This is a genomic window from Kitasatospora sp. NPDC057595 (assembly GCF_042800875.1).
Taxonomy (GTDB): Bacteria; Actinomycetota; Actinomycetes; order Streptomycetales; family Streptomycetaceae; genus Kitasatospora.
The window spans coordinates 8,645-24,828 of the sequence record NZ_JBHVGL010000026.1; the positions used below are offsets into that span (position 1 = coordinate 8,645).

19 protein-coding genes are annotated in these 16,184 nt (G+C 73.6%); 11 read left to right on the plus strand and 8 right to left on the minus strand.

From position 1 onward, the window contains the following. Together ACFU9E_RS30295 and ACFU9E_RS30300 are read left to right on the plus strand one after the other, a co-directional pair. Positions 1-458, plus strand: a 458-nt coding sequence (locus tag ACFU9E_RS30295; protein WP_380683216.1) for a WD40 repeat domain-containing protein, incomplete at its 5' end; no start/stop codon positions are given. Between the two features lie 251 nt (positions 459-709). Then, positions 710-985 carry a hypothetical protein gene (locus ACFU9E_RS30300; RefSeq protein WP_380683215.1) on the plus strand — a complete coding sequence of 92 codons (276 nt, stop codon included), beginning with the start codon at positions 710-712 and terminating at the stop codon, positions 983-985. Positions 986-1,107: 122 nt separating this feature from the next. Here ACFU9E_RS30300 and ACFU9E_RS30305 read toward each other — a convergent pair whose 3' ends face one another. Then, on the minus strand, positions 1,108-1,380 hold the full coding sequence (locus ACFU9E_RS30305) for a hypothetical protein (RefSeq protein WP_380683218.1): 273 nt from the start codon (positions 1,378-1,380) through the stop codon (positions 1,108-1,110). A gap of 17 nt (positions 1,381-1,397) precedes the next feature. Between ACFU9E_RS30305 and ACFU9E_RS30310 the strand changes: the two genes are divergently transcribed. The 5 genes from ACFU9E_RS30310 to ACFU9E_RS30330 all read left to right on the plus strand — a co-directional run bounded on the left by ACFU9E_RS30310 (position 1,398) and on the right by ACFU9E_RS30330 (position 5,981). Continuing rightward, positions 1,398-1,748, plus strand: a complete 351-nt coding sequence (locus tag ACFU9E_RS30310) for a helicase associated domain-containing protein (RefSeq protein ID WP_380715508.1) — start codon at positions 1,398-1,400, stop codon at positions 1,746-1,748. Between the two features lie 539 nt (positions 1,749-2,287). After that, positions 2,288-3,175 (plus strand): replication-relaxation family protein, encoded by an 888-nt coding sequence (locus ACFU9E_RS30315; RefSeq protein ID WP_380683213.1) that lies wholly within the window; start codon positions 2,288-2,290, stop codon positions 3,173-3,175. Positions 3,176-3,482: 307 nt separating this feature from the next. Next, entirely contained in the window at positions 3,483-4,475 is a 993-nt protein-coding gene (locus ACFU9E_RS30320; protein WP_380683212.1) for a replication-relaxation family protein, read from the plus strand. Between the two features lie 305 nt (positions 4,476-4,780). Then, positions 4,781-5,233 carry a hypothetical protein gene (locus ACFU9E_RS30325; protein WP_380683211.1) on the plus strand — a complete coding sequence of 151 codons (453 nt, stop codon included), beginning with the start codon at positions 4,781-4,783 and terminating at the stop codon, positions 5,231-5,233. A 433-nt stretch (positions 5,234-5,666) separates the two neighbouring features. After that, complete coding sequence (locus tag ACFU9E_RS30330; RefSeq protein ID WP_380683210.1) at positions 5,667-5,981, plus strand: hypothetical protein; 315 nt, start codon at positions 5,667-5,669, stop codon at positions 5,979-5,981. Between the two features lie 77 nt (positions 5,982-6,058). Here the strand turns inward: ACFU9E_RS30330 and ACFU9E_RS30335 are convergent, their stop codons facing one another. From ACFU9E_RS30335 to ACFU9E_RS30355, 5 genes are all read right to left on the minus strand, one after another. After that, the gene (locus tag ACFU9E_RS30335) at positions 6,059-6,559 is read right to left on the minus strand and encodes an NUDIX domain-containing protein (protein ID WP_380715510.1); all 501 of its coding nucleotides are present in this window, start codon (positions 6,557-6,559) and stop codon (positions 6,059-6,061) included. Next, positions 6,556-7,224, minus strand: a complete 669-nt coding sequence (locus tag ACFU9E_RS30340) for a DUF402 domain-containing protein (RefSeq protein ID WP_380683209.1) — start codon at positions 7,222-7,224, stop codon at positions 6,556-6,558. The genes ACFU9E_RS30335 and ACFU9E_RS30340 overlap by 4 nt, the downstream gene beginning before the upstream one ends. An 851-nt stretch (positions 7,225-8,075) precedes the next feature. Then, on the minus strand, positions 8,076-9,665 hold the full coding sequence (locus ACFU9E_RS30345) for a replication-relaxation family protein (protein ID WP_380683208.1): 1,590 nt from the start codon (positions 9,663-9,665) through the stop codon (positions 8,076-8,078). A gap of 226 nt (positions 9,666-9,891) precedes the next feature. Next, positions 9,892-10,374, minus strand: coding sequence for a hypothetical protein (locus ACFU9E_RS30350; protein WP_380683207.1), 483 nt, complete (start codon positions 10,372-10,374; stop codon positions 9,892-9,894). A 118-nt stretch (positions 10,375-10,492) separates the two neighbouring features. Further along, positions 10,493-11,749, minus strand: coding sequence for a hypothetical protein (locus ACFU9E_RS30355; protein WP_380715512.1), 1,257 nt, complete (start codon positions 11,747-11,749; stop codon positions 10,493-10,495). Between the two features lie 324 nt (positions 11,750-12,073). Here ACFU9E_RS30355 and ACFU9E_RS30360 point away from each other — a divergent pair, with 324 nt between their 5' ends. From ACFU9E_RS30360 to ACFU9E_RS30370, 3 genes are read left to right on the plus strand one after another with little or no spacing between them, the layout of a single operon-like run. Further along, the gene (locus tag ACFU9E_RS30360; protein WP_380683205.1) at positions 12,074-12,946 is read left to right on the plus strand and encodes a hypothetical protein; all 873 of its coding nucleotides are present in this window, start codon (positions 12,074-12,076) and stop codon (positions 12,944-12,946) included. After that, positions 12,943-13,446, plus strand: a complete 504-nt coding sequence (locus ACFU9E_RS30365) for a hypothetical protein (RefSeq protein WP_380683204.1) — start codon at positions 12,943-12,945, stop codon at positions 13,444-13,446. Before ACFU9E_RS30360 ends, ACFU9E_RS30365 begins: the two co-directional genes overlap by 4 nt. A gap of 35 nt (positions 13,447-13,481) precedes the next feature. Further along, positions 13,482-13,742, plus strand: coding sequence for a hypothetical protein (locus ACFU9E_RS30370; protein ID WP_380683203.1), 261 nt, complete (start codon positions 13,482-13,484; stop codon positions 13,740-13,742). Between the two features lie 181 nt (positions 13,743-13,923). Here the strand turns inward: ACFU9E_RS30370 and ACFU9E_RS30375 are convergent, their stop codons facing one another. Continuing rightward, positions 13,924-14,460, minus strand: a complete 537-nt coding sequence (locus ACFU9E_RS30375; protein ID WP_380683202.1) for a hypothetical protein — start codon at positions 14,458-14,460, stop codon at positions 13,924-13,926. Between the two features lie 65 nt (positions 14,461-14,525). Between ACFU9E_RS30375 and ACFU9E_RS30380 the strand changes: the two genes are divergently transcribed. After that, positions 14,526-15,422 carry a hypothetical protein gene (locus ACFU9E_RS30380; protein WP_380683201.1) on the plus strand — a complete coding sequence of 299 codons (897 nt, stop codon included), beginning with the start codon at positions 14,526-14,528 and terminating at the stop codon, positions 15,420-15,422. 139 nt (positions 15,423-15,561) lie between these two features. Here the strand turns inward: ACFU9E_RS30380 and ACFU9E_RS30385 are convergent, their stop codons facing one another. Continuing rightward, on the minus strand, positions 15,562-16,125 hold the full coding sequence (locus tag ACFU9E_RS30385) for a hypothetical protein (protein ID WP_380683200.1): 564 nt from the start codon (positions 16,123-16,125) through the stop codon (positions 15,562-15,564). Positions 16,126-16,184: the final 59 nt, after the last annotated feature.

The window sequence follows — 16,184 nt, forward strand, 5'->3', positions numbered from 1 at the left end:
TCACCGGCCACACCGGCGCCGTGAACTCGGTGGCGTTCAGTCCGGATGGGCGCACCCTCGCCACCGGCAGCATCGACGGCACCGCGCGGCTGTGGAACACCACCACCCACAAGACCATCGCGACCCTCACCGGTGCCGTGTTCTCGGTGGCGTTCAGCCCGGACGGTACCCTCGCCACCGGCAGCGACGACGACACCGCGCGACTGTGGAACACCACCACCCACAAGACCATCGCGACCCTCACCGGCCACACCAGAGGCGTGTACTCGGTGGCGTTCAGTCCGGATGGGCGCACCCTCGCCGCCGGCAACAACGACGGCACCGCGCTGCTCACGTCTTACACCGCACCGGACACCGCAATCAGCGAGATCTGCAGGACCGTCGCGAGTGGTTTCTCCCCCAACGAGATCCGAAAATACCACCTACCCAAGTCCATTAACGAGGTCTGCGCCTGGTAAGCACTCGGCCCATCGCCTGACCAACGCCGTCTGCAAGGCCGTTTCACGCGACCTGACCAAGGACGAGAAGGCCCGGATCCCCGACCAGGGAATCGGGCCCGTCTGCCCCACATGGCCCCGGCACCCACCACCCGCCCTACCCCCTTGTGTGACAGCACCGCAGAACCGAGCCCAGCGGGGACAGGAGCCGAAAGGAGCGGGCGGTACCGGGCCGTGCGGTCCTGACGGGAGCACCCTCGCCACCGCCGGGGGTGAGAACACTGTCCGCCTGTGGGACGTGGCCACGGGCAAGCCCCTTGCCACCCCTCACCACTACCATTACCGGAGGTACGTGGTCGCTGGCGTTCAGTCCCGACGGGCACACCCTCGCCATTGCCGGTGACGACAACGCCGTCCGCCTGTGGACCTACGTTCAGCTGGACGCGGCGGCCAACGCCATCTGCAAGGCTGTTTCACGCGACCTCACTGATGCAGAGAGAACGCACTACTTCCCCAACCAGAAGGTTAGGTCTGCCTGCCCCACATGACCCCGGCACCCACCACCCGCATTGTGGGACAGCACCGCAGAACCGAGCGGCCCAACTGTCGCCGACACTGCGAGCCCGCAGGCCACGGGGAAGGGCCTCGCGGGCCGGGTGCGGTCGGCGGGTCAGGTGTCGTCGGTGGGAACGTTGAGGAGGAGCAGCTGGCCCGCGCGAGCGGTGGGGCAGCAGTCGAAGACGTTGGCGAACGGGCCGGTGATGAGCAGCGCCGCCCCGGCGTCCTCGGCGGGCGGGCGGACCGGGTGGAGGCTCTCGCCGGGATCGACCCGGACTGGAACCCGGCGTGGCCGCTGGACTGGCAACGCCACTGGGCCGCCGTCGCCGAGTGCCTCCAGGGCGGGGCGCAGCCGGCGGGTCTGCTGCCCGGGGTGACGCTGCACGGGCTGGACGTGGGGCGGTGGTTGGAACGCCAGCGTCAGCACATCGTCTGGCAGGGTCTGAGCAAGGCGCAGCGGGAATCGAACCCTTGGCTGCCCCGGCGGGGCAGGGGAAGGGCGCGGCGGCGAGGAACGTTGGTCGAGGGAAGCCGAGCGCGTTCGACCGCGGTCTGGCCTCACTCGCCCAGTACCAGGCACGCACCGGCTCGGTGACCATGCCCCGAAGCCATGTCGAGGAGATCCCGGACGGCGACGGCGGCACGGTGGAGGTGAAGCTCGGGGTGTGGATCTCCAACACCAAGACCCGCCGGGCGAAGCTGACCGGCGAGCAGTTGGAGCAGCTCGCCGCGCTCGGCCTCGACTGGCGCTGACCCCGCCCGGCGCTCTTGCCCGCTGGAGGCTCTCCAGGGCGCCTGTGCCCGCTCTGCCCGCCGTGTCCGAGGAACCCGGCGGCCAGAGCCGTCTCCGCCTCGTCAGCGGTCTTCCAGGGCCCGCCCGCGCCCCGCGCCGCCCCACCACGCGCGGCCGGCACCAGCCGGACGCCGAAGAAGAAAGGGCCCGCCGCAGGCGCCGAACCCTACCGACCAACGACAACTGCCACTACAACAACAACTACAAAGACCAAAGAAGAAGGAAGGAAGGGTTGTCGGGGTGGTGAGTTCAACCTTTCCAGCTACTCACCACCTGCCCTGACCTGCCGTTTTCCCTAAATTCTGGGCGCAGCGGGCGGGCGGGGCGGCAGCCGGTTGGCGCACCCGTTCTCACCACCCCTTACCGGGCCGGTTAGTGCACCCGTTGTCGGATCGTGACCGCAGGGGCGTTCGCTGGTGAGAAAACCGGTGAGAACCGCGGGCTTCCATTCGGTGCCCGCTGCCACCAGGGCGGCGGGTACCGACCCGAGGAGTCCGTGATGGCTGTTCCGCCCGAGATCGACCACGACGTGATCGCCGCGCTGTTCCAGTTCCGGATGGCCACCGCCGAGCAGCTGCGCGTCCTGCACACCCCGCACGTTGGCCCGGAGCAGATGCGCAAGCGGCTGCGACGGCTCAAGGACGAGGGCCTGGTCGAGGCCGTCGTGCTGCCGCAGGCCGGGAAACTGCAGGCGTGGTTCCTGACCGAGCACGCGGTGCGGATCGCCGCGACCTTCCCCGAGTTGGAGGGCGTCGCCTCCCCGCCGCTGCCCGAGGACAAGACCGCGGCCCGACTTCGGGTCGGCCACGTCCTGGCCGTCGTACGCACCCACGTCGCCTTCGTGGCCGGCGCCCGGGCGGCGGGGGACGAGTGCGGGCCGCTGGACTTCCTGCCCGAGGTCTACCACCGCTTCGGCGAAGGCCGGGACGGAGCGGTGATCCCCGACGGCCTGCTGCACTACGTGCAAGCCGGGCAGCACCGTCGTCTGCACCGGGCGTTCGTGGAGGTCGACCGCGGCACGATGGCCAGTGAGAAGCTCGCTGCCAAGCTGATCGGCTACGCCCGCTTCCACGAGCACCACCCCGTCCCGGCCCACCTGCGGCGCACCTCCTACTCGCAGAGCGTTCTCCCGGCCTGGCAGCAGCGGTACCCGGCCTTCCCTCGGCTGCTGTTCGTCCTGGCCGACACCGGCGAGCAGGCCGCCCGCCGACATATGCGTGACCTCCAGGCGATCGCCGACGGCCACCCGATGGTCGCCCGGATGCTGACGGGCGTGAAGGCCGGCGTCGCCCGCCTGGCCGACCTCGAGGAGCACGGCCCGGGCGCCGCGGTCTGGGAGACCCTCGCCAACCACACGCGGGGCCGGTGCAGCGCCTGGGAGTTGTAGGGCCGCCTGGCGGCCGGTGCCGTGCCGGGCATCAAGGTGCCCGGCCCCCGGCATCAAGACATCCGTCAAGGTGCCGGGGCCGTCTCCAAGGTTGGAGGCCGGCCATCAAGGAGTTCTCCAAGGTTCGGGGCCCGGCATCAAGGAGTCCACCAAAGTTGGAGAACACCTTGATGGCCGCCTCGGCCTGGGCTGTTACGTGATCGTTGCCGCTGGAGGTTGGATCGCCAAGGGATCCGCCAAGGTGTGCGGGATTCCCTTCGGCGACCGCGCGGGGCACCCGGCCCCGCGCCCGCCGAAGGGCACCGTGATGACGACGGAGACGACGAGCACGACCAGGGCGACGAGGGGCAGGGCGCGGACCGGGGCGGAGCCGGACAGCGAGGCGCGGGAGGTGGAGATCTCCTGGGCCGTGCTCGCCTCGCTGTTCCAGTTCCGGATCGCCACCGCCGAGCAGCTGCGGCAGTTGCACGCTCCGGACGGCAGTATCGAGAAGATGCGCGGCCGGCTGCGGCGGCTGCGGGACGAGGGACTGGTGGTCGAGCTGGTGCTGCCGCGGTCCGGGCGGGCGAAGGGCTGGTTCCTGAGCGAGCACGGGGCCCGGATCGCGGCCGCGTTCCCGGAGCTGGCCGAGGTGCCGGCGCCGCGGCTGCCGGGGGATGCGACGGCGTTCAAGTACACGCTGTGGCACCAGCTGGCCGTGGTGCGCACGCACCTGGCGTTCCTGGCCGACGCCCGGGCGCGCGGGGACGGGTACGGGCCGTTCGACTTCATCCCGGAGGTCACCCACCGCTTCGCCGAGGGCCGGGACGGCTCGGTGCGCCCGGACGGCCTGCTGTACTACGGGGTGCGCGAGCCGGACGGCACGATCGCACGGCTGCGGGCGTTCGTGGAGGTCGACCGCGGCACGATGGGTGCCGAGCGGCTGGCGTCGAAGCTGCACACCTATGCCCGCTACTGGTCGACGAAGACGCTCCCGGCCGGGATGCGCGCGGGCACCATCGAGGCCGAGCAGGGCGGCCGGGTACCGCTGTGGCAGCGCCGGTATGTGCGCTTCCCGCGGCTGCTGTTCGTTCTCACCGGCACCGGCCAGGTCGGTTTCGACAACCGGGTCGACGAGCTCCAGGTGCACGCCGAGGACCGGCACGTCGCCAAGATGCTCACGGCCGTCCCGGCCGCCGCTGCCAGCCTGGAGGCCCTCCAGCAGTACGGACCGACCGGAGCGGCCTGGTACCCGCTGGCGGACCGCCAGGCCGAGCCGCTCGGCTTCCACGAACTCACCGCCGCCGGCCGGCACAACTGACCGGCCCGCTCTCACCTTGATGGCCGCCCCAGCGCGCCCGGTGGTGGCCATCAAGGTGTTCAGCTCAACTCACCAACCATCCGACCTGCCGCGTTACCTTTCCGTGATCTATCTTCCAAGGTTCCGTCGATACCTTGGAAGACCATCAAGGTGAGCGGCCCGGGCCCGGGGGCGGTCACCAAGGTGAGCGCCCCCGAAGCCGAGGAACACGATCGGGTGGGTTGGCCGTAGCGGCCCGCAGCAGTGCTCCGGGCCGCTACGGTGCCGGTGGACCGGCCGGTCCGCAGGCGCACGAGGAGGACTGCGTGGGGCGCGAGAAGTCCGGCAAGCCGCGGCGGCCCCGCTCTGGGGCGGATCACGACCACTGTGGCTGGGGCCTGGAGGCCATCCCGCAACCGGGCGGCCGGCAAGCGGACAGCCGGCTGTTCGCGGAGGTGACCGGCGCGGCCTTCGAGGGCTGCGTCTCCTGCCAGGACATGGCGCTGACGCTGCTGGTCGAGGACGCGGTGACCACCGCCCGGCTGGTGGAACTGGCGTGCGGCGCGATCATCGAGCTCGTGGGCAACATCCCCGCTGCGCTGACCGACCTCGAAGCGCCCGGCGTCGCCAGCCCGGAGTTTCGGCGCCTGACCCGCGCCGGCCTGGGCGCGACGACGGACGGCATGTACCGGGAGTGCGAGCTGATGACGACCGCCGAACGGCGCTCGGCCGCGAACACCGCCCTCGACACCCTCGTCGGCTACGCCGCAGCGCGCTGAGCAAGTCCAAGATCTCGCCGACGGGATCACTCCTCGCGGCGCAACGCGGCTGCGCGCCGGTCTCGGCGACGCCGCCACCGGCGGTGCTGTGCACATGGGGCGGGTGGCCGCCCCGGCACGCCCGGGCGGCCATCAAGGTATCCACACCCGACCCCACCAACGCCTTGACCTGCGAGTTTTACCCGGCCTCCAAGGTTCGCGGGCCCCCGGCGGGACGGCCTCCAAGGTGTCGGGGAAGCCTTCCAAGACGGTCATCAAGGTGACCGGCCGGACGACGGGGCGACCATCAAGGAATCCCGCCGGACCCTGGGACGGGCATCAAGGTACCCGGGACAACCGTCAGGAATCCGCCCGCCCATTCCGGGACGGCCGTCAAGGTGTGCCGACGGGGCGCAGCCGGACACGGATCCGCTCGCACGTACGATTCCCTGCCGTGGGCAAGCAGCAGAAGACCTTCGAGTACCCCGACCGACTGATCGAGGCGCAGCGCGCACTGGTGGCCGTGCAGGCCGAGCGCCGGGCGCACCTGGCCGCGCTGCCGACCTTCAACGGTGACCTGGAGGCGGCCCGGGAGGGTCTCGCTGAGGAGCTGCTGGCGGAGTCGGCGCGCTTGGAGGAGGCCGAGCGCCAAGCCGCCCAGTCGGTGTGGGCCGACGAGTTCTGGGCCGGGCTGTCGGGCGAGGACCGGGTGGCCGCCCGCAGCCGGCTCAAGCACACCGGAGAGCCGGCAGAGGGCGAAGCCGCGTAGCCGCCGCCGAGGTAGGGGCGGCGGAACCGTGCTCAGCGCGCACCCGCCGGCCTGCTCGGCCGAGCCGAGCCCGACGGTCAGCGCCACCGGTAGGAGCCGCCGGTCATCGGCGGGAGCGACAACGGACCACCTGTGGTGGCGGCCAGGGTGGCCTGGTCGAGGACCGGGCCGATGGCCGGGTAGAGGTGGAGGCCGGCCGCGTCGGCCACCGGCAGCCAGACCACCGGCGCCCGATCCGGGTCGTCCTGCTCGGCGACGGCGACTGTGTGGTGGAGCCGGCCGGGCAGGTAGGCGGTGAAGACCAGGTGCCGGCGGCGGAAGACCACGCTCTCGCCGGGCCGCTCGGTCTCCTGCTCCTGAACGAAGCGCAGCGCCGGCGGCTCGGGCAAGCCGGCGAAGTCCAGGCCGAGCTCCTCCAGCAGCTCGCGGCGCAGCGCGGTGGCCGGGTCTTCGCCTTCTTCGACCAGGCCGCCGGGCAGGGTGTGCTGCACGCCGTCGGGGCGCTCGCGCCGGATCAGCGCCAGGCGACCATCGTGGAGGAGCACCGCGCACACCCGTACCCGGGCTGGCGCGGTCACCGGCCAGTGGCCGGGTCGTCGGCGTCGTCGGGCAGGACGGGCAGCGGCCAGGACGGATCCGGTGCCCAGGTCGGCCAGCCGGCGGCGAACGGGCCGCTCTCGTTGTCGAGCATGGTGAGCGCCCGCCCTTGGGCCCGCTCGACCTGGCGGTGGAGGTAGTCGTCGATCACCCCGAGGCCGCGCAGTTGCGCATACTCCTCGCGGTCCTTCCAGTGGTGGCCGGACAGGTCGGGGGTGACGACCAGGTCCAGGCAGAGGTCGAGGGTGTCGATGCCGCCGGGGTGGCGCTGGTAGGGCTTCTCGAAGTTCACGTACCACCGGATCGGTTCCTTCGTCACCGCGTCCTGGAAGCAGTGCACGGAGAACCACTCCCCGGCCAGGAAGTAGGAGAGCAGTTCGGTGCCGGTCCACTGGTAGCGGCCGAGGGTCCAGGTGCCGGCCGCCAGGTCCTCCAGGCCCTGCTTGCGGGTCGCGTCGTCGCCGGTGCGGGTGGCGGTGATCCAGGTCGTCGGGGCCAGGCTCTCGATCCCGGGCCAGTAGGCCAGGGTGAGCACGTGGCCGGTGTCGGCGACCACCCGCTGCGGCATGGCGGTCCACACGCGGTCGGCGTGGACGTCGCGGCGCACCACCGTGGTGCCTGGCTGGAACAAGTTGGTATCGGTCACGGCAGCAAGCCTTCACCGCAGCAAACCTCCCCGACAGCACGGCCGGAAAGTCCACTCGAAAGAGTGACGCACCGGTATTCCGGCGGCCGCCGCCCGGAGCCGGGTACGGCATCGGCCGGGCTCGGCTCGGGTCGGCCCTCAGGACGGGAATCGGGGGTGCAACAACGCGTTGCACCCCGGGGTTTCCCCGTAGTTCGTGCAGGTCAGGGGTGCAACGCGGGGATCTGTCAAGGCCTTCGTGTTGCGCGTGTTGCAGCCCGTGTTGCACCGTCAGTAGGCCAGGTGCGGACCGTCGTGGAGCAGGACCTCACACACCCGCGTCCGGACCGCACCGCTCGGTGTCCGTGTTGGTGGTCACCGTCGGGGCCAGGTCGGGCAGGCGGGTTCGTGCCAGGTCGTCCGGACGACGGCCCCGCCGTGGGTGAGGTGCTCGCTCGACCAGGTCCGGCAGCACCCGCCCGCCGGACGTGAGCGGGCCGGCACCGACGGCCTCGCGGCCCGGACCGGCGTAACAGGGGCGGGCTCGGCGAGCTGGGCCGGACGGCGTCGGCGCCTGGTCGAAGGTGTCGTCATGCCGAAGGCTCTGCCCACCCGGCCTGGCCGTGCAACCCGGCGGCCACCCGGACGGTCCAGCCCCGGGCCGGTGAGAACGGGGACGGTCCCGTTCTCACCGGCCTCTGACCTGGATAGATACCCGAAACTCACCGGCCGGTGGCTGCCCGGGCCGGGCAATCTCACTGGGCCCGGGAGGGAAACTCACCGGCCGGTGAGCGAAACTCCCCACTGCAGGTCAGCGGGGGTGCCCAAACTCACCGCCGCAGGTCAGCAGCCCTGCGGCGGGGAGCAGCGGGTCAGGAGCGCCGCCACCAGGAGCGGGCTCGTTTCTCCTCGGCGGCCGCGGCTTCGAGCGCGGCCTGTTCGTGCTCGGCCTCCTGCCGGGCCCGCTGGTCGACGTCGGCCTGACGGCAGCCGGAGCACAGCCCGTCGTCGTCCCAGGTGTCGGCCTGCTCCTGCTCGGCCCATCGCTCGTCCGAGAACTTGGCCGAGCAGCGGGTGCAGGCCGGACGGCGGCGCTCCCGCTCGGCCCGCCGGCGCTCGGCCTCCTCCTCCTGCCGTATCCGGCGGGCGTCCTCCTGCTGCTGCTCCAGCAGCTGGTCGCCGTCCTCGTTGTTGAGCGCCTCGGTGAGGGTGGCCCAGCGCCGGCCGCCGAAGCGCCACCAGATCGGCCCGTCGGCGCCGAAGCGGCGCAGCAGGGGCATGGTGGTGGCCACCACGGGGAGGGCGCGGTGGTAGTCGCGGGCGGTGGTTTCCTCGCCTCGGTAGGTGGGGGCGTGCCAGGTGTGCTCGGAGGCGGTCTCGACCTCGCGTATGCGGCGCAGCAGGCGCTCGTGGTCGGCTTTCGCCTTGGCCTTCTTCTGCTCCTCGGTGAGGGGTGGGGTGCCGGGTCGGCGGTTGCGTTTGCGGCCGGCTGCGAGGACCAGGGCGACGGGTGGGAGGCCTTCGCGGCCGGTGGGCGGGTAGGTGGCGGTCCACTGGCGCAGGTCGTGGGTGCGGGCACCTGCGCGGTGGAGCGAGGCCTCGAAGGCGCGCTTGGTGGCGCCCTTGGCCGGGAGCCGGCACCAGGCGCGGTAGGTGGCGAGTTTGGCGACGAGGGCGCCGGTGCCCTCGTTGTCGCGGTCGACTTCGACCAGGAGGAGCGGGACGTCCGTGCCGGGGTCGGTGAGGACCAGGTCGGCGAACAGGCTACGGCGGCCGGGCAGCTTGTGCTCGACCTCGGTGGAGAACGCGGCGAGGTGGCCGAAGCCGGCCTTGGCGAGCAAGCCGGCGGTGGCGGCGACGTCCAGGGCGTGCTCGGAGTAGGCGGCGGACGGTTTCTCGCGCAGCGGGCGGGCTGCGGCGAGCTTCGTCCCGGCCGGGAGGAGGGCGGCGGCGTCGCGGCGGCCGGCCGGGGTCAGGCACCAGAGTTTGCGGCCGTCGGGCAGGCGCAGCTCCTCGCGGACCTTCCCGGCGTCGTCCAGGTCGCCGAGCGCGTCGCGCACGGAGCGGTCGACGCGCTGGTTCGGTACCACCAGCGGCCACAGCTCCCGGGCGGTGGCCCGCTGAAACAGCGCGAGTGTCATCAGCACGCGGCCGCGTACCGGGGCGGTCGATCCTCTCCTCCAGGGCGTGCTCTTGCTGTCTTCGACAGCAAGAGCCAAGGGGTTGTCGCCACGGCCCGACCCCCTTGTCCTGGGGACCTGACCTGCGCGAACGCGGCGGGAGGCCGGGTGGGGCGTGGAGGTGGCGGCGGAGGTGCCCATGGGGGTGGCGAAGGTGCCGTCGCCCGGCTCGGACGGGGCCTCGCCCGGAGGCTCCTGGCGGTGGTGGTCGCCGGGCCGGCCGACGTCGTCGGGGTCGGGATCGGGCTCGGGCTCGGGCTGGGCGAGCGCGGTGGCGGTCATCAAGGTGGCCTTCCGTCAAGGCGAGGCCGGGACCGGTGCGGTCGTCGGCCCGGCACCCGGGCGAACGCCCGGACGCGGCCGACCCTGCACACCACCCCCTTGTCCGCGGTCTGACCGCACCCCTTGACCAGAGGGTTGTCCCGCCCGGTTTGCCCTGGTCAAGGGCCTTGTCCTCCGGGTTTGTCCGTGACCGGGATCACCCGTGGAGGGGCGGCTGGCCGGGTTCTCAGACGGCGGGCCAGTAGGCGGCGAGCCGGGCCGCGAGGTCGGCGGTGACGTCGCCGGCCTCCAGCGCGTCGGCAACCGGGCCCGGCAGCGGGCCGCCGGTGGGCGCGGTGTCGTCGGCGGTCGGCTTGGGCCACCCAGTGCCGCCGTTGAACCAGTCCCGGACGATGGCGGCGACCGCGGCCGGGGTCGGCAGCACGGAGCCGTCGGCGAAGACCTTCTGGATGTGCTCGTATCGGCCGCGCCCGTCGTAGTCGCCGACGAGCCAGCCGGTGGTCTGCTTCCAGGCGAGTCCGGTCCGCACCGGCTCCTCCTCGTCCTGGTCGTCCTCGCCGGGGCCGAGGTCGATGAACGCCTCCAGCCACATCAGCTCGCCGTCCGAGCTGTCGTACTCGGTGAAGGAGTCCGGACCGGCCGGGTACCCGGCCTCGCCGATCGCCCGGGTCACGGCGTCGATGTACGGCTCGTGCGGCAGGCGGTCCATCGGCAGCTCTCCCTCGGTCTCACGGCGATGGCCTTCATCACCATCAACCGCCCCGGTGACGGTCAGGTAACTGCCTCGGCCTGCCCGCCCGCCTCATCCTCACCCGCTCGCCGCACCGTCAGAGGTCTTCCAGGTAGGCCTGATGGACGGTGCGGGCGGCGTCCTGCGCGGTGGCGCGCAGGGCGGCCTGCTGGGTGGCGGCGTCACCGAGGAAGAAGCCCGCGTACACCGCGACCCAGCCGTCGCCGCCGTCCAGGCCTCGCTCGACCCAGCCGACCTGGTGGCCCTCGCCGAGGACCAGCAGGACGTCGGGCTTCACCGTCCAGCCGGCCAGCGCCCAGTTGTAGCCGAAGACCTGCGGGTCGAGCGGGATGTGGACGTCCATGCTGCGGGGCAGGCCGCGCAGCAGCGGGTCACGCGGCACCGTCACCGTCCGGTCCGCGGGCCTGTGCCCGGCGGGCCCGGGGGCGGGGATGGTCTGCTGGGCCAGACTCCGGTCGACCAGGTCCCGCAGCCGACCGCCATTCTCGGCCGGCTGCGGGACCTGGCCGCGTGCTCCCGCGCCGCCGACCGGTGCCGCGGTTTCTCCCCGGGGTGCAGTGGGCGCGGATTCGGGGGTGGCGGCGGCGGACGGCCTTTCTCCCCGGGGGGCAACGGCCGCCGGCGGGGCCGCCGGCGGGGCCGCCGGCGGGGCCGCCGGCGGGGCCGCCGGCGCGGTGCGGACAGCACCGTGACCCGTCGTCGTTTCTCCCCGGGGGGATCGGTCTGCGGGCCGTGCCGCCGGATCCGGGACGGCGGCCGCGGCAGGGGAGGCGGGCGCGGCCGCCGGTACGGCGGCGGCTTCCCCCGGGGTGCTCCCGGGGCCGGTGCGGGTTTCGCCCCGGGGCGTTCCAGTGGCGTCCGGAGCCGGTTGTCCCGCCGCCGGGGCCTGGGTGGGGTGCTCGACGAGCAGCCTCTCGGCCAGCTCGCGGTGGCGCTGCATCAGCACGTAGGCGGCATGGAGCACATCGCTGACCGCTTGGCGCGCAAGGGCCGGGTCGTTGTCCCGGGATGCCCGATCCAGCTGAAGCAGCAGCAGCCGGTCGTGCTGGAGCAGCTCCTCGCCGAGGGTGAGGAGCTCGGCCGCGGCCGGGTCGTCGGCCAGGCCGTCGGGCAGCCCTGTTTCGCCCCGGGGCGTTTCGGCGGCCGCGGCAAGGGCCTTGGCCTGCTTCTCCTTCTCCCTGGCCCGGTCGGCTTTCGACGAGCACTTCTTCGAGCAGTACTTCCTCGGGCGGCCCGTGCTGCTCGGCTCCATCTCTTTGCGGCACATCTTGCAGGTCGGCGCGCCGAACAGCATCAGCTCGGACAGCGCATTAACCCCCGGGGAGAAACTCATCCCCGGATGCTAAACCCCACCCCCGGCGCCCTTTCCCCCGGGGTGAAACAGCCGGCAGCAGAGCGCCGTGCAGCGCCCGCTGCGCGGCGACCCCGGCCGTGCGCAGCACCGTTGTCCCCGCTGCGCAGCAGGTTGTCCCGCACCGCGTATGCGCAGCGGGCGGCGCGCAGCACGGACCGGCGCGCTGCGCAGCGCTGCCCCGCCGTGCAGCGGGGGCGTCTTTGCTGCACGGCGGGGCAGCAGCGCGCCTCGGTGCAGCAAGGGTGCCTTTGCTGCACCCGCTGCTGCCCGTGACCGACCGGGGCTCGCGGCGGTTTCACCGGCATGACGACCTCTGCGCTGACCGCGCCGCAGCAGCACTCCGAGACCCGCGATGAGGCCAAGGCTCCCGACGGCGAGGACCAGGCGCAGCGCGCTGCAGCGTCGGCGGCGCTGCACCGGGCCGCCGGTGCGGGCGAGGCGGCGGCCGGGTGGGTGCGCGAGCTGGCCGGCCGTCAGGGCGAGGAAGACCACGCCCGGCTGCTGGAGCGAGCGGCCGACGCCATCGTCCGGGCGAGCAGCCGCGAGATCATCCCCGGCAGCGACGGCCTGCTGACCGAGGAGCTGCGCTACACCCTGGCTGCGGACGTGGTGCTCGGCGCCTCGCACACCACCGGCACGCTGCCCGAGCTCCACGGCGGAGAGCGGCTCGCCCTGGTGGCCGTGTGCGCGCTCGCCGCGGCGCTCCCGTCCTGCGTGCTCGGCGACCTGGAGCGCGAGCTCACCGTGCTCACCGGCGAGCTGGCCGCCGCCACCGAGTCCGGCCGGGGTGCCACCGCCGCCGGTGACGCCCGCGTCCTGCCGGTCCGCAAGCCCCGTACTCTCGGCCACGAGCACGGCGATCCGCTCGACCGCCTCGCCTACCGGCGGGTGTTCGACAGCGCGGCCGAGTCCTTCGAGATCGCCCTGCACTACCAGGGCGGCCGCGGCGAACAGGCGCGTGCGGAGGCTCTGCACAACGCGCTCGCCGCCGCCGGAGGCGGCATCGCGGCCGCCGCCCTGCTGCGCGTGGCCGACGATCCCGCGCTCGGCCTCGACCCCGACCAGTGGGAGCACCTGCACCTCATCGCCGCCGAACTCGACCTGCGCGTCGTCGAGGACCTGGGCGGCGCGAACGGCGACGGCACCACCAACCTCGCGCGGCCACGACCGGCATGACACCGCCCCCCACCCGCCGCGCCCGACGGGCACTCGGCCCCGGCGCCGCCCAGGCGCTGAACGACGCCGTCCGCGCGCCCCGCACCCCGCCACCCTGGTCACCACAGACCGTCGACACCGCGCTGCGCACCGTGCTGGACCGGTTCGAAGCGGCAACCGAGACGGCGGGGTGGCGGGACGCCTTCGACGGCCTGGACGAGGACGTCCTCGGCGAGGCCGCGAGCGAGGCCCGGGCGTTCGGCGCCGATCCGGCGGCGGCCGTCGACCACCTCGTGGGTGAGCTCCGCCGCCAGCTCGCCGCCTGGCACCACGCGATCGGCGAACTCGGCCGGGAGCTCACCGCGGCCGCGCAGGACCGGCCGCCGCCCGACTGGGCCGCCGACGCCGGCCGCACCGAGGACGACCGCCGACGCCAGGCCCGCCAGGCACTGCTGGAGGCCATCGCCCGCCACCACCACGGCCCCCTGCCCGACGAGGAACCCGACGACCGGCCGTGGTGACCACCCGGGCCCCGGGGCACGGAAGAATGAGGCGGGTGACCAGCACCCAGTCTCCCTTGCCCCGGGGCCTCAACTCCCTGATCCCCAACACCCGCGCCCAGGCCACCCCCGGCGAACTCGCCGCCGCCCAGCTCCTCCACCTGCGCGAGGCGACCGTCCCGGTGCCGGTCCTCGCCGCGGCCGCCGAACTCATCGCACCCCAGCTGAAGAGCGAGGACCCGGCCACCCGGGAAGCGGCCACCGCCGTCCACGCCCGGCTGCTCGCCGCGATCGACGGCGCCGCCCCGGGCCGGTAGCCGCCCGCCGGACCGGGCGTCCCAGCTCCTGTCCCAGCCCAAGCGCGGAGCGCCACTACCAGGGAAAACGGCTGGGACTGTCCTAGCGAAACGGGTGGAATCGGACACCTGAGACACGGGGTGGGACAGGGCTTGGACAGCCCCCGTCCCACCCCGGTCGGCCTGCCTTCCGACGCTCCGCCTACAGGTGCGGGCCCACCCGCAGCACGGTGACCGCGCCGCCGTCGCGGCCCCAGGCCCAGTGGATCCGCCAGGCGCCCGGCCCCTGGTCGATGTAGGACGTCCACGCCGCCGTGCCGCGGTGGCCGGGCAGGACCGCGTAGCGGTGGCTGCGCAGGCCCGGGTGATGCGGGTCGGCGGCCAGGTGCTCCAGCGCCCGGCGGACCCGGCGCAGCCGGCGCGGGTCGGCGCGGCGTCCTTTCTCCAGGCGGGCGAGGGTCCGGGCGGCGGCGGGGGTGTAGTGCAGCGTCGGTATCGGTCTCCTTCGTCGGGGGCATGCGGAAGGGCCCGTCGCCCCCTGGTCGGTGGGGGTGACGGGCCCTTGGCGGGTCGTGCGGACGTGCTGGTCGTCGAACCGTCGGGTGGTCGGGTGGTCGGGCGCCGATCGCGGTGGCCGTCGGACCGACGGCCACCGCCCCCGGACTGGATATGTGAGCCGATGCGGAATCAGCGCACCGATGCTCCAGATGTGGGCCAGACCTGCACGCAGGTCCCACAACGCTTTCGGGTGAGCAGATTCGAATACCGCCCACACCAGTGAGGTCTGCGGGCTACGGTCCGCCCATGACCACCACCACAGGGCCCGTCATCGCCACAGCCCGGGTCGGACAGCGCGGCAGACTCGTCCTGCCCACCCAGATCCAGCGCGCCGCACGCATCACCGAGGGCGCCCTGGTCGCCATCCGGACCGCCGACGACGGCACCATCACCATCGAGCCGCTCTGGGCCGTACGGGACCGGCTCCGCGCCACCCTCGAACCGCTCCTCGCCGACCACCTGCCGACCGGCCCCGCCCACCTGCTCACCGGCGGCCACCCCCTCCCCGAGGACGAGAACCCCGGCCCGCTGCCGGCCGCGCTGCGCCCCCTGCCGGACAACGCCCCGATCCTGCCCCTCGGCGATCAGCGGGTGGTGTTCACCGCCCGCGCCGTCCTCGCGTGGATCAGCGCAGGGCCCGGCTCCCGGGCGGCCACCTGGCTCGGCCAGGCCGTGCTGCCCGAGCCCGCCGTCACCGAACTGTTCACCGTCCTCGCCCGCGCCGGTGTACACGAGCAGGCCGACGCCGTGCTGGCGGAGCTCGCCGTCGTCGGGGTCCGCCAGCCGGGCCCCGCCAAGCACCGCGCCACCCTCGCCGCCGACACCGCCCTCGCCCTGGAGCTCACCGCCCAGGCCTCCGCCGCCGGCGTCGACCTGCCGATGCCGGACGCGCTGTGCGCGGCCGCCGCCCACCGGCTCGGCCTCCCCCTCCTCACCGCCGACCTGCTACCCGCCGAAGAAGGCGTCGCGGAGGTGCCCACCGAGCAGGAGCGCCGGGAACCGGAGCCGAACCAGGAACCCGACGGCGACGACCAGGACGTGGCCCAGGCTGCTGCCGCCGACCCGATGCCCGCCGAAGAAGGCACTGCGACAGCAGCCGAAGAGACGGAGCAGGGCCGGGAGCCGGCAGCCGAACAGCCGTAAGCACCGGCGGCCCCGCTCGACGCCGCGCTGGTGGCCGAGGCCCCTCGCGATCGGAGCGCGAGGGGCACCCCGGCCGGAACCGCGCTAGACCGCGCGCCCGCTCTGGGTACCGCCGACCACGCGGCGCGCCTCTACCCGGTCACTCCTCACTCTGCGCGTCGTCGGCGTCCGGCGGCAGTCCCGCGATCCGGGCGAGGCGGCGGGTGGCCTGGGCGGCCATCGCGAACGCCAGCGTCAGAGACTCGTCGACCGATGGAACGCCCGAGCCGTCGTCGAACGACGGGGCGTAGTGATAGGTCACCATCGCCGCCGCGGCGCTGGCCAGATCGCGCGCGGCGGCCAGGGCTTCGATGTCCGGGGCCTGCTCGTCCGGCCCGGCCGCCCGGCTCAGGTCCCCGACGAGCAGACCGATCCGCAGCACCACCAGCAGCCGCTCGGCGTCGGCCGCGGTGGGCATCGCGGCGGCCACGACCTCGCCCCGGACCGGCCCGTACGCGGTGCGCAGCGCGTCGATGTCGGCACCGGCCTGCTCGGCGTCCATCTCGGCGCCGACCAGGTGCGCCTCGGCCGCGCCCAGCAGGGCGGTGGCCAGCATGACGGCGCGGGTGGCGTCGTCGGTGACCTGGTCGGGCTGCCAGTCGGCGCCGAGCACGGCGAGGGCGGCGCTCAGCTGCTCGATGTGTTCCACCTCGCGGTCGGCCACCCGCAGCCCCTTCGTCGCTGAGTCCGTGTGCCCTCCAGGGTGGTCCGCGGGCAGACCGG

What these genes read in the sequence shown, in the direction of transcription:
- ACFU9E_RS30315 (WP_380683213.1), top strand. Translation starts at nt 2,288, where the DNA reads ATGGCTGTTCCGCCCGAGATCGACCACGACGTGATCGCCGCGCTGTTC.
- ACFU9E_RS30320 (WP_380683212.1), top strand. Translation starts at nt 3,483, where the DNA reads ATGACGACGGAGACGACGAGCACGACCAGGGCGACGAGGGGCAGGGCG.
- ACFU9E_RS30345 (WP_380683208.1), bottom strand. Translation starts at nt 9,665, where the DNA reads ATGACCGCCACCGCGCTCGCCCAGCCCGAGCCCGAGCCCGATCCCGAC.
- ACFU9E_RS30350 (WP_380683207.1), bottom strand. Translation starts at nt 10,374, where the DNA reads ATGGACCGCCTGCCGCACGAGCCGTACATCGACGCCGTGACCCGGGCG.
- ACFU9E_RS30355 (WP_380715512.1), bottom strand. Translation starts at nt 11,749, where the DNA reads ATGAGTTTCTCCCCGGGGGTTAATGCGCTGTCCGAGCTGATGCTGTTC.
- ACFU9E_RS30360 (WP_380683205.1), top strand. Translation starts at nt 12,074, where the DNA reads ATGACGACCTCTGCGCTGACCGCGCCGCAGCAGCACTCCGAGACCCGC.
- ACFU9E_RS30365 (WP_380683204.1), top strand. Translation starts at nt 12,943, where the DNA reads ATGACACCGCCCCCCACCCGCCGCGCCCGACGGGCACTCGGCCCCGGC.
- ACFU9E_RS30380 (WP_380683201.1), top strand. Translation starts at nt 14,526, where the DNA reads ATGACCACCACCACAGGGCCCGTCATCGCCACAGCCCGGGTCGGACAG.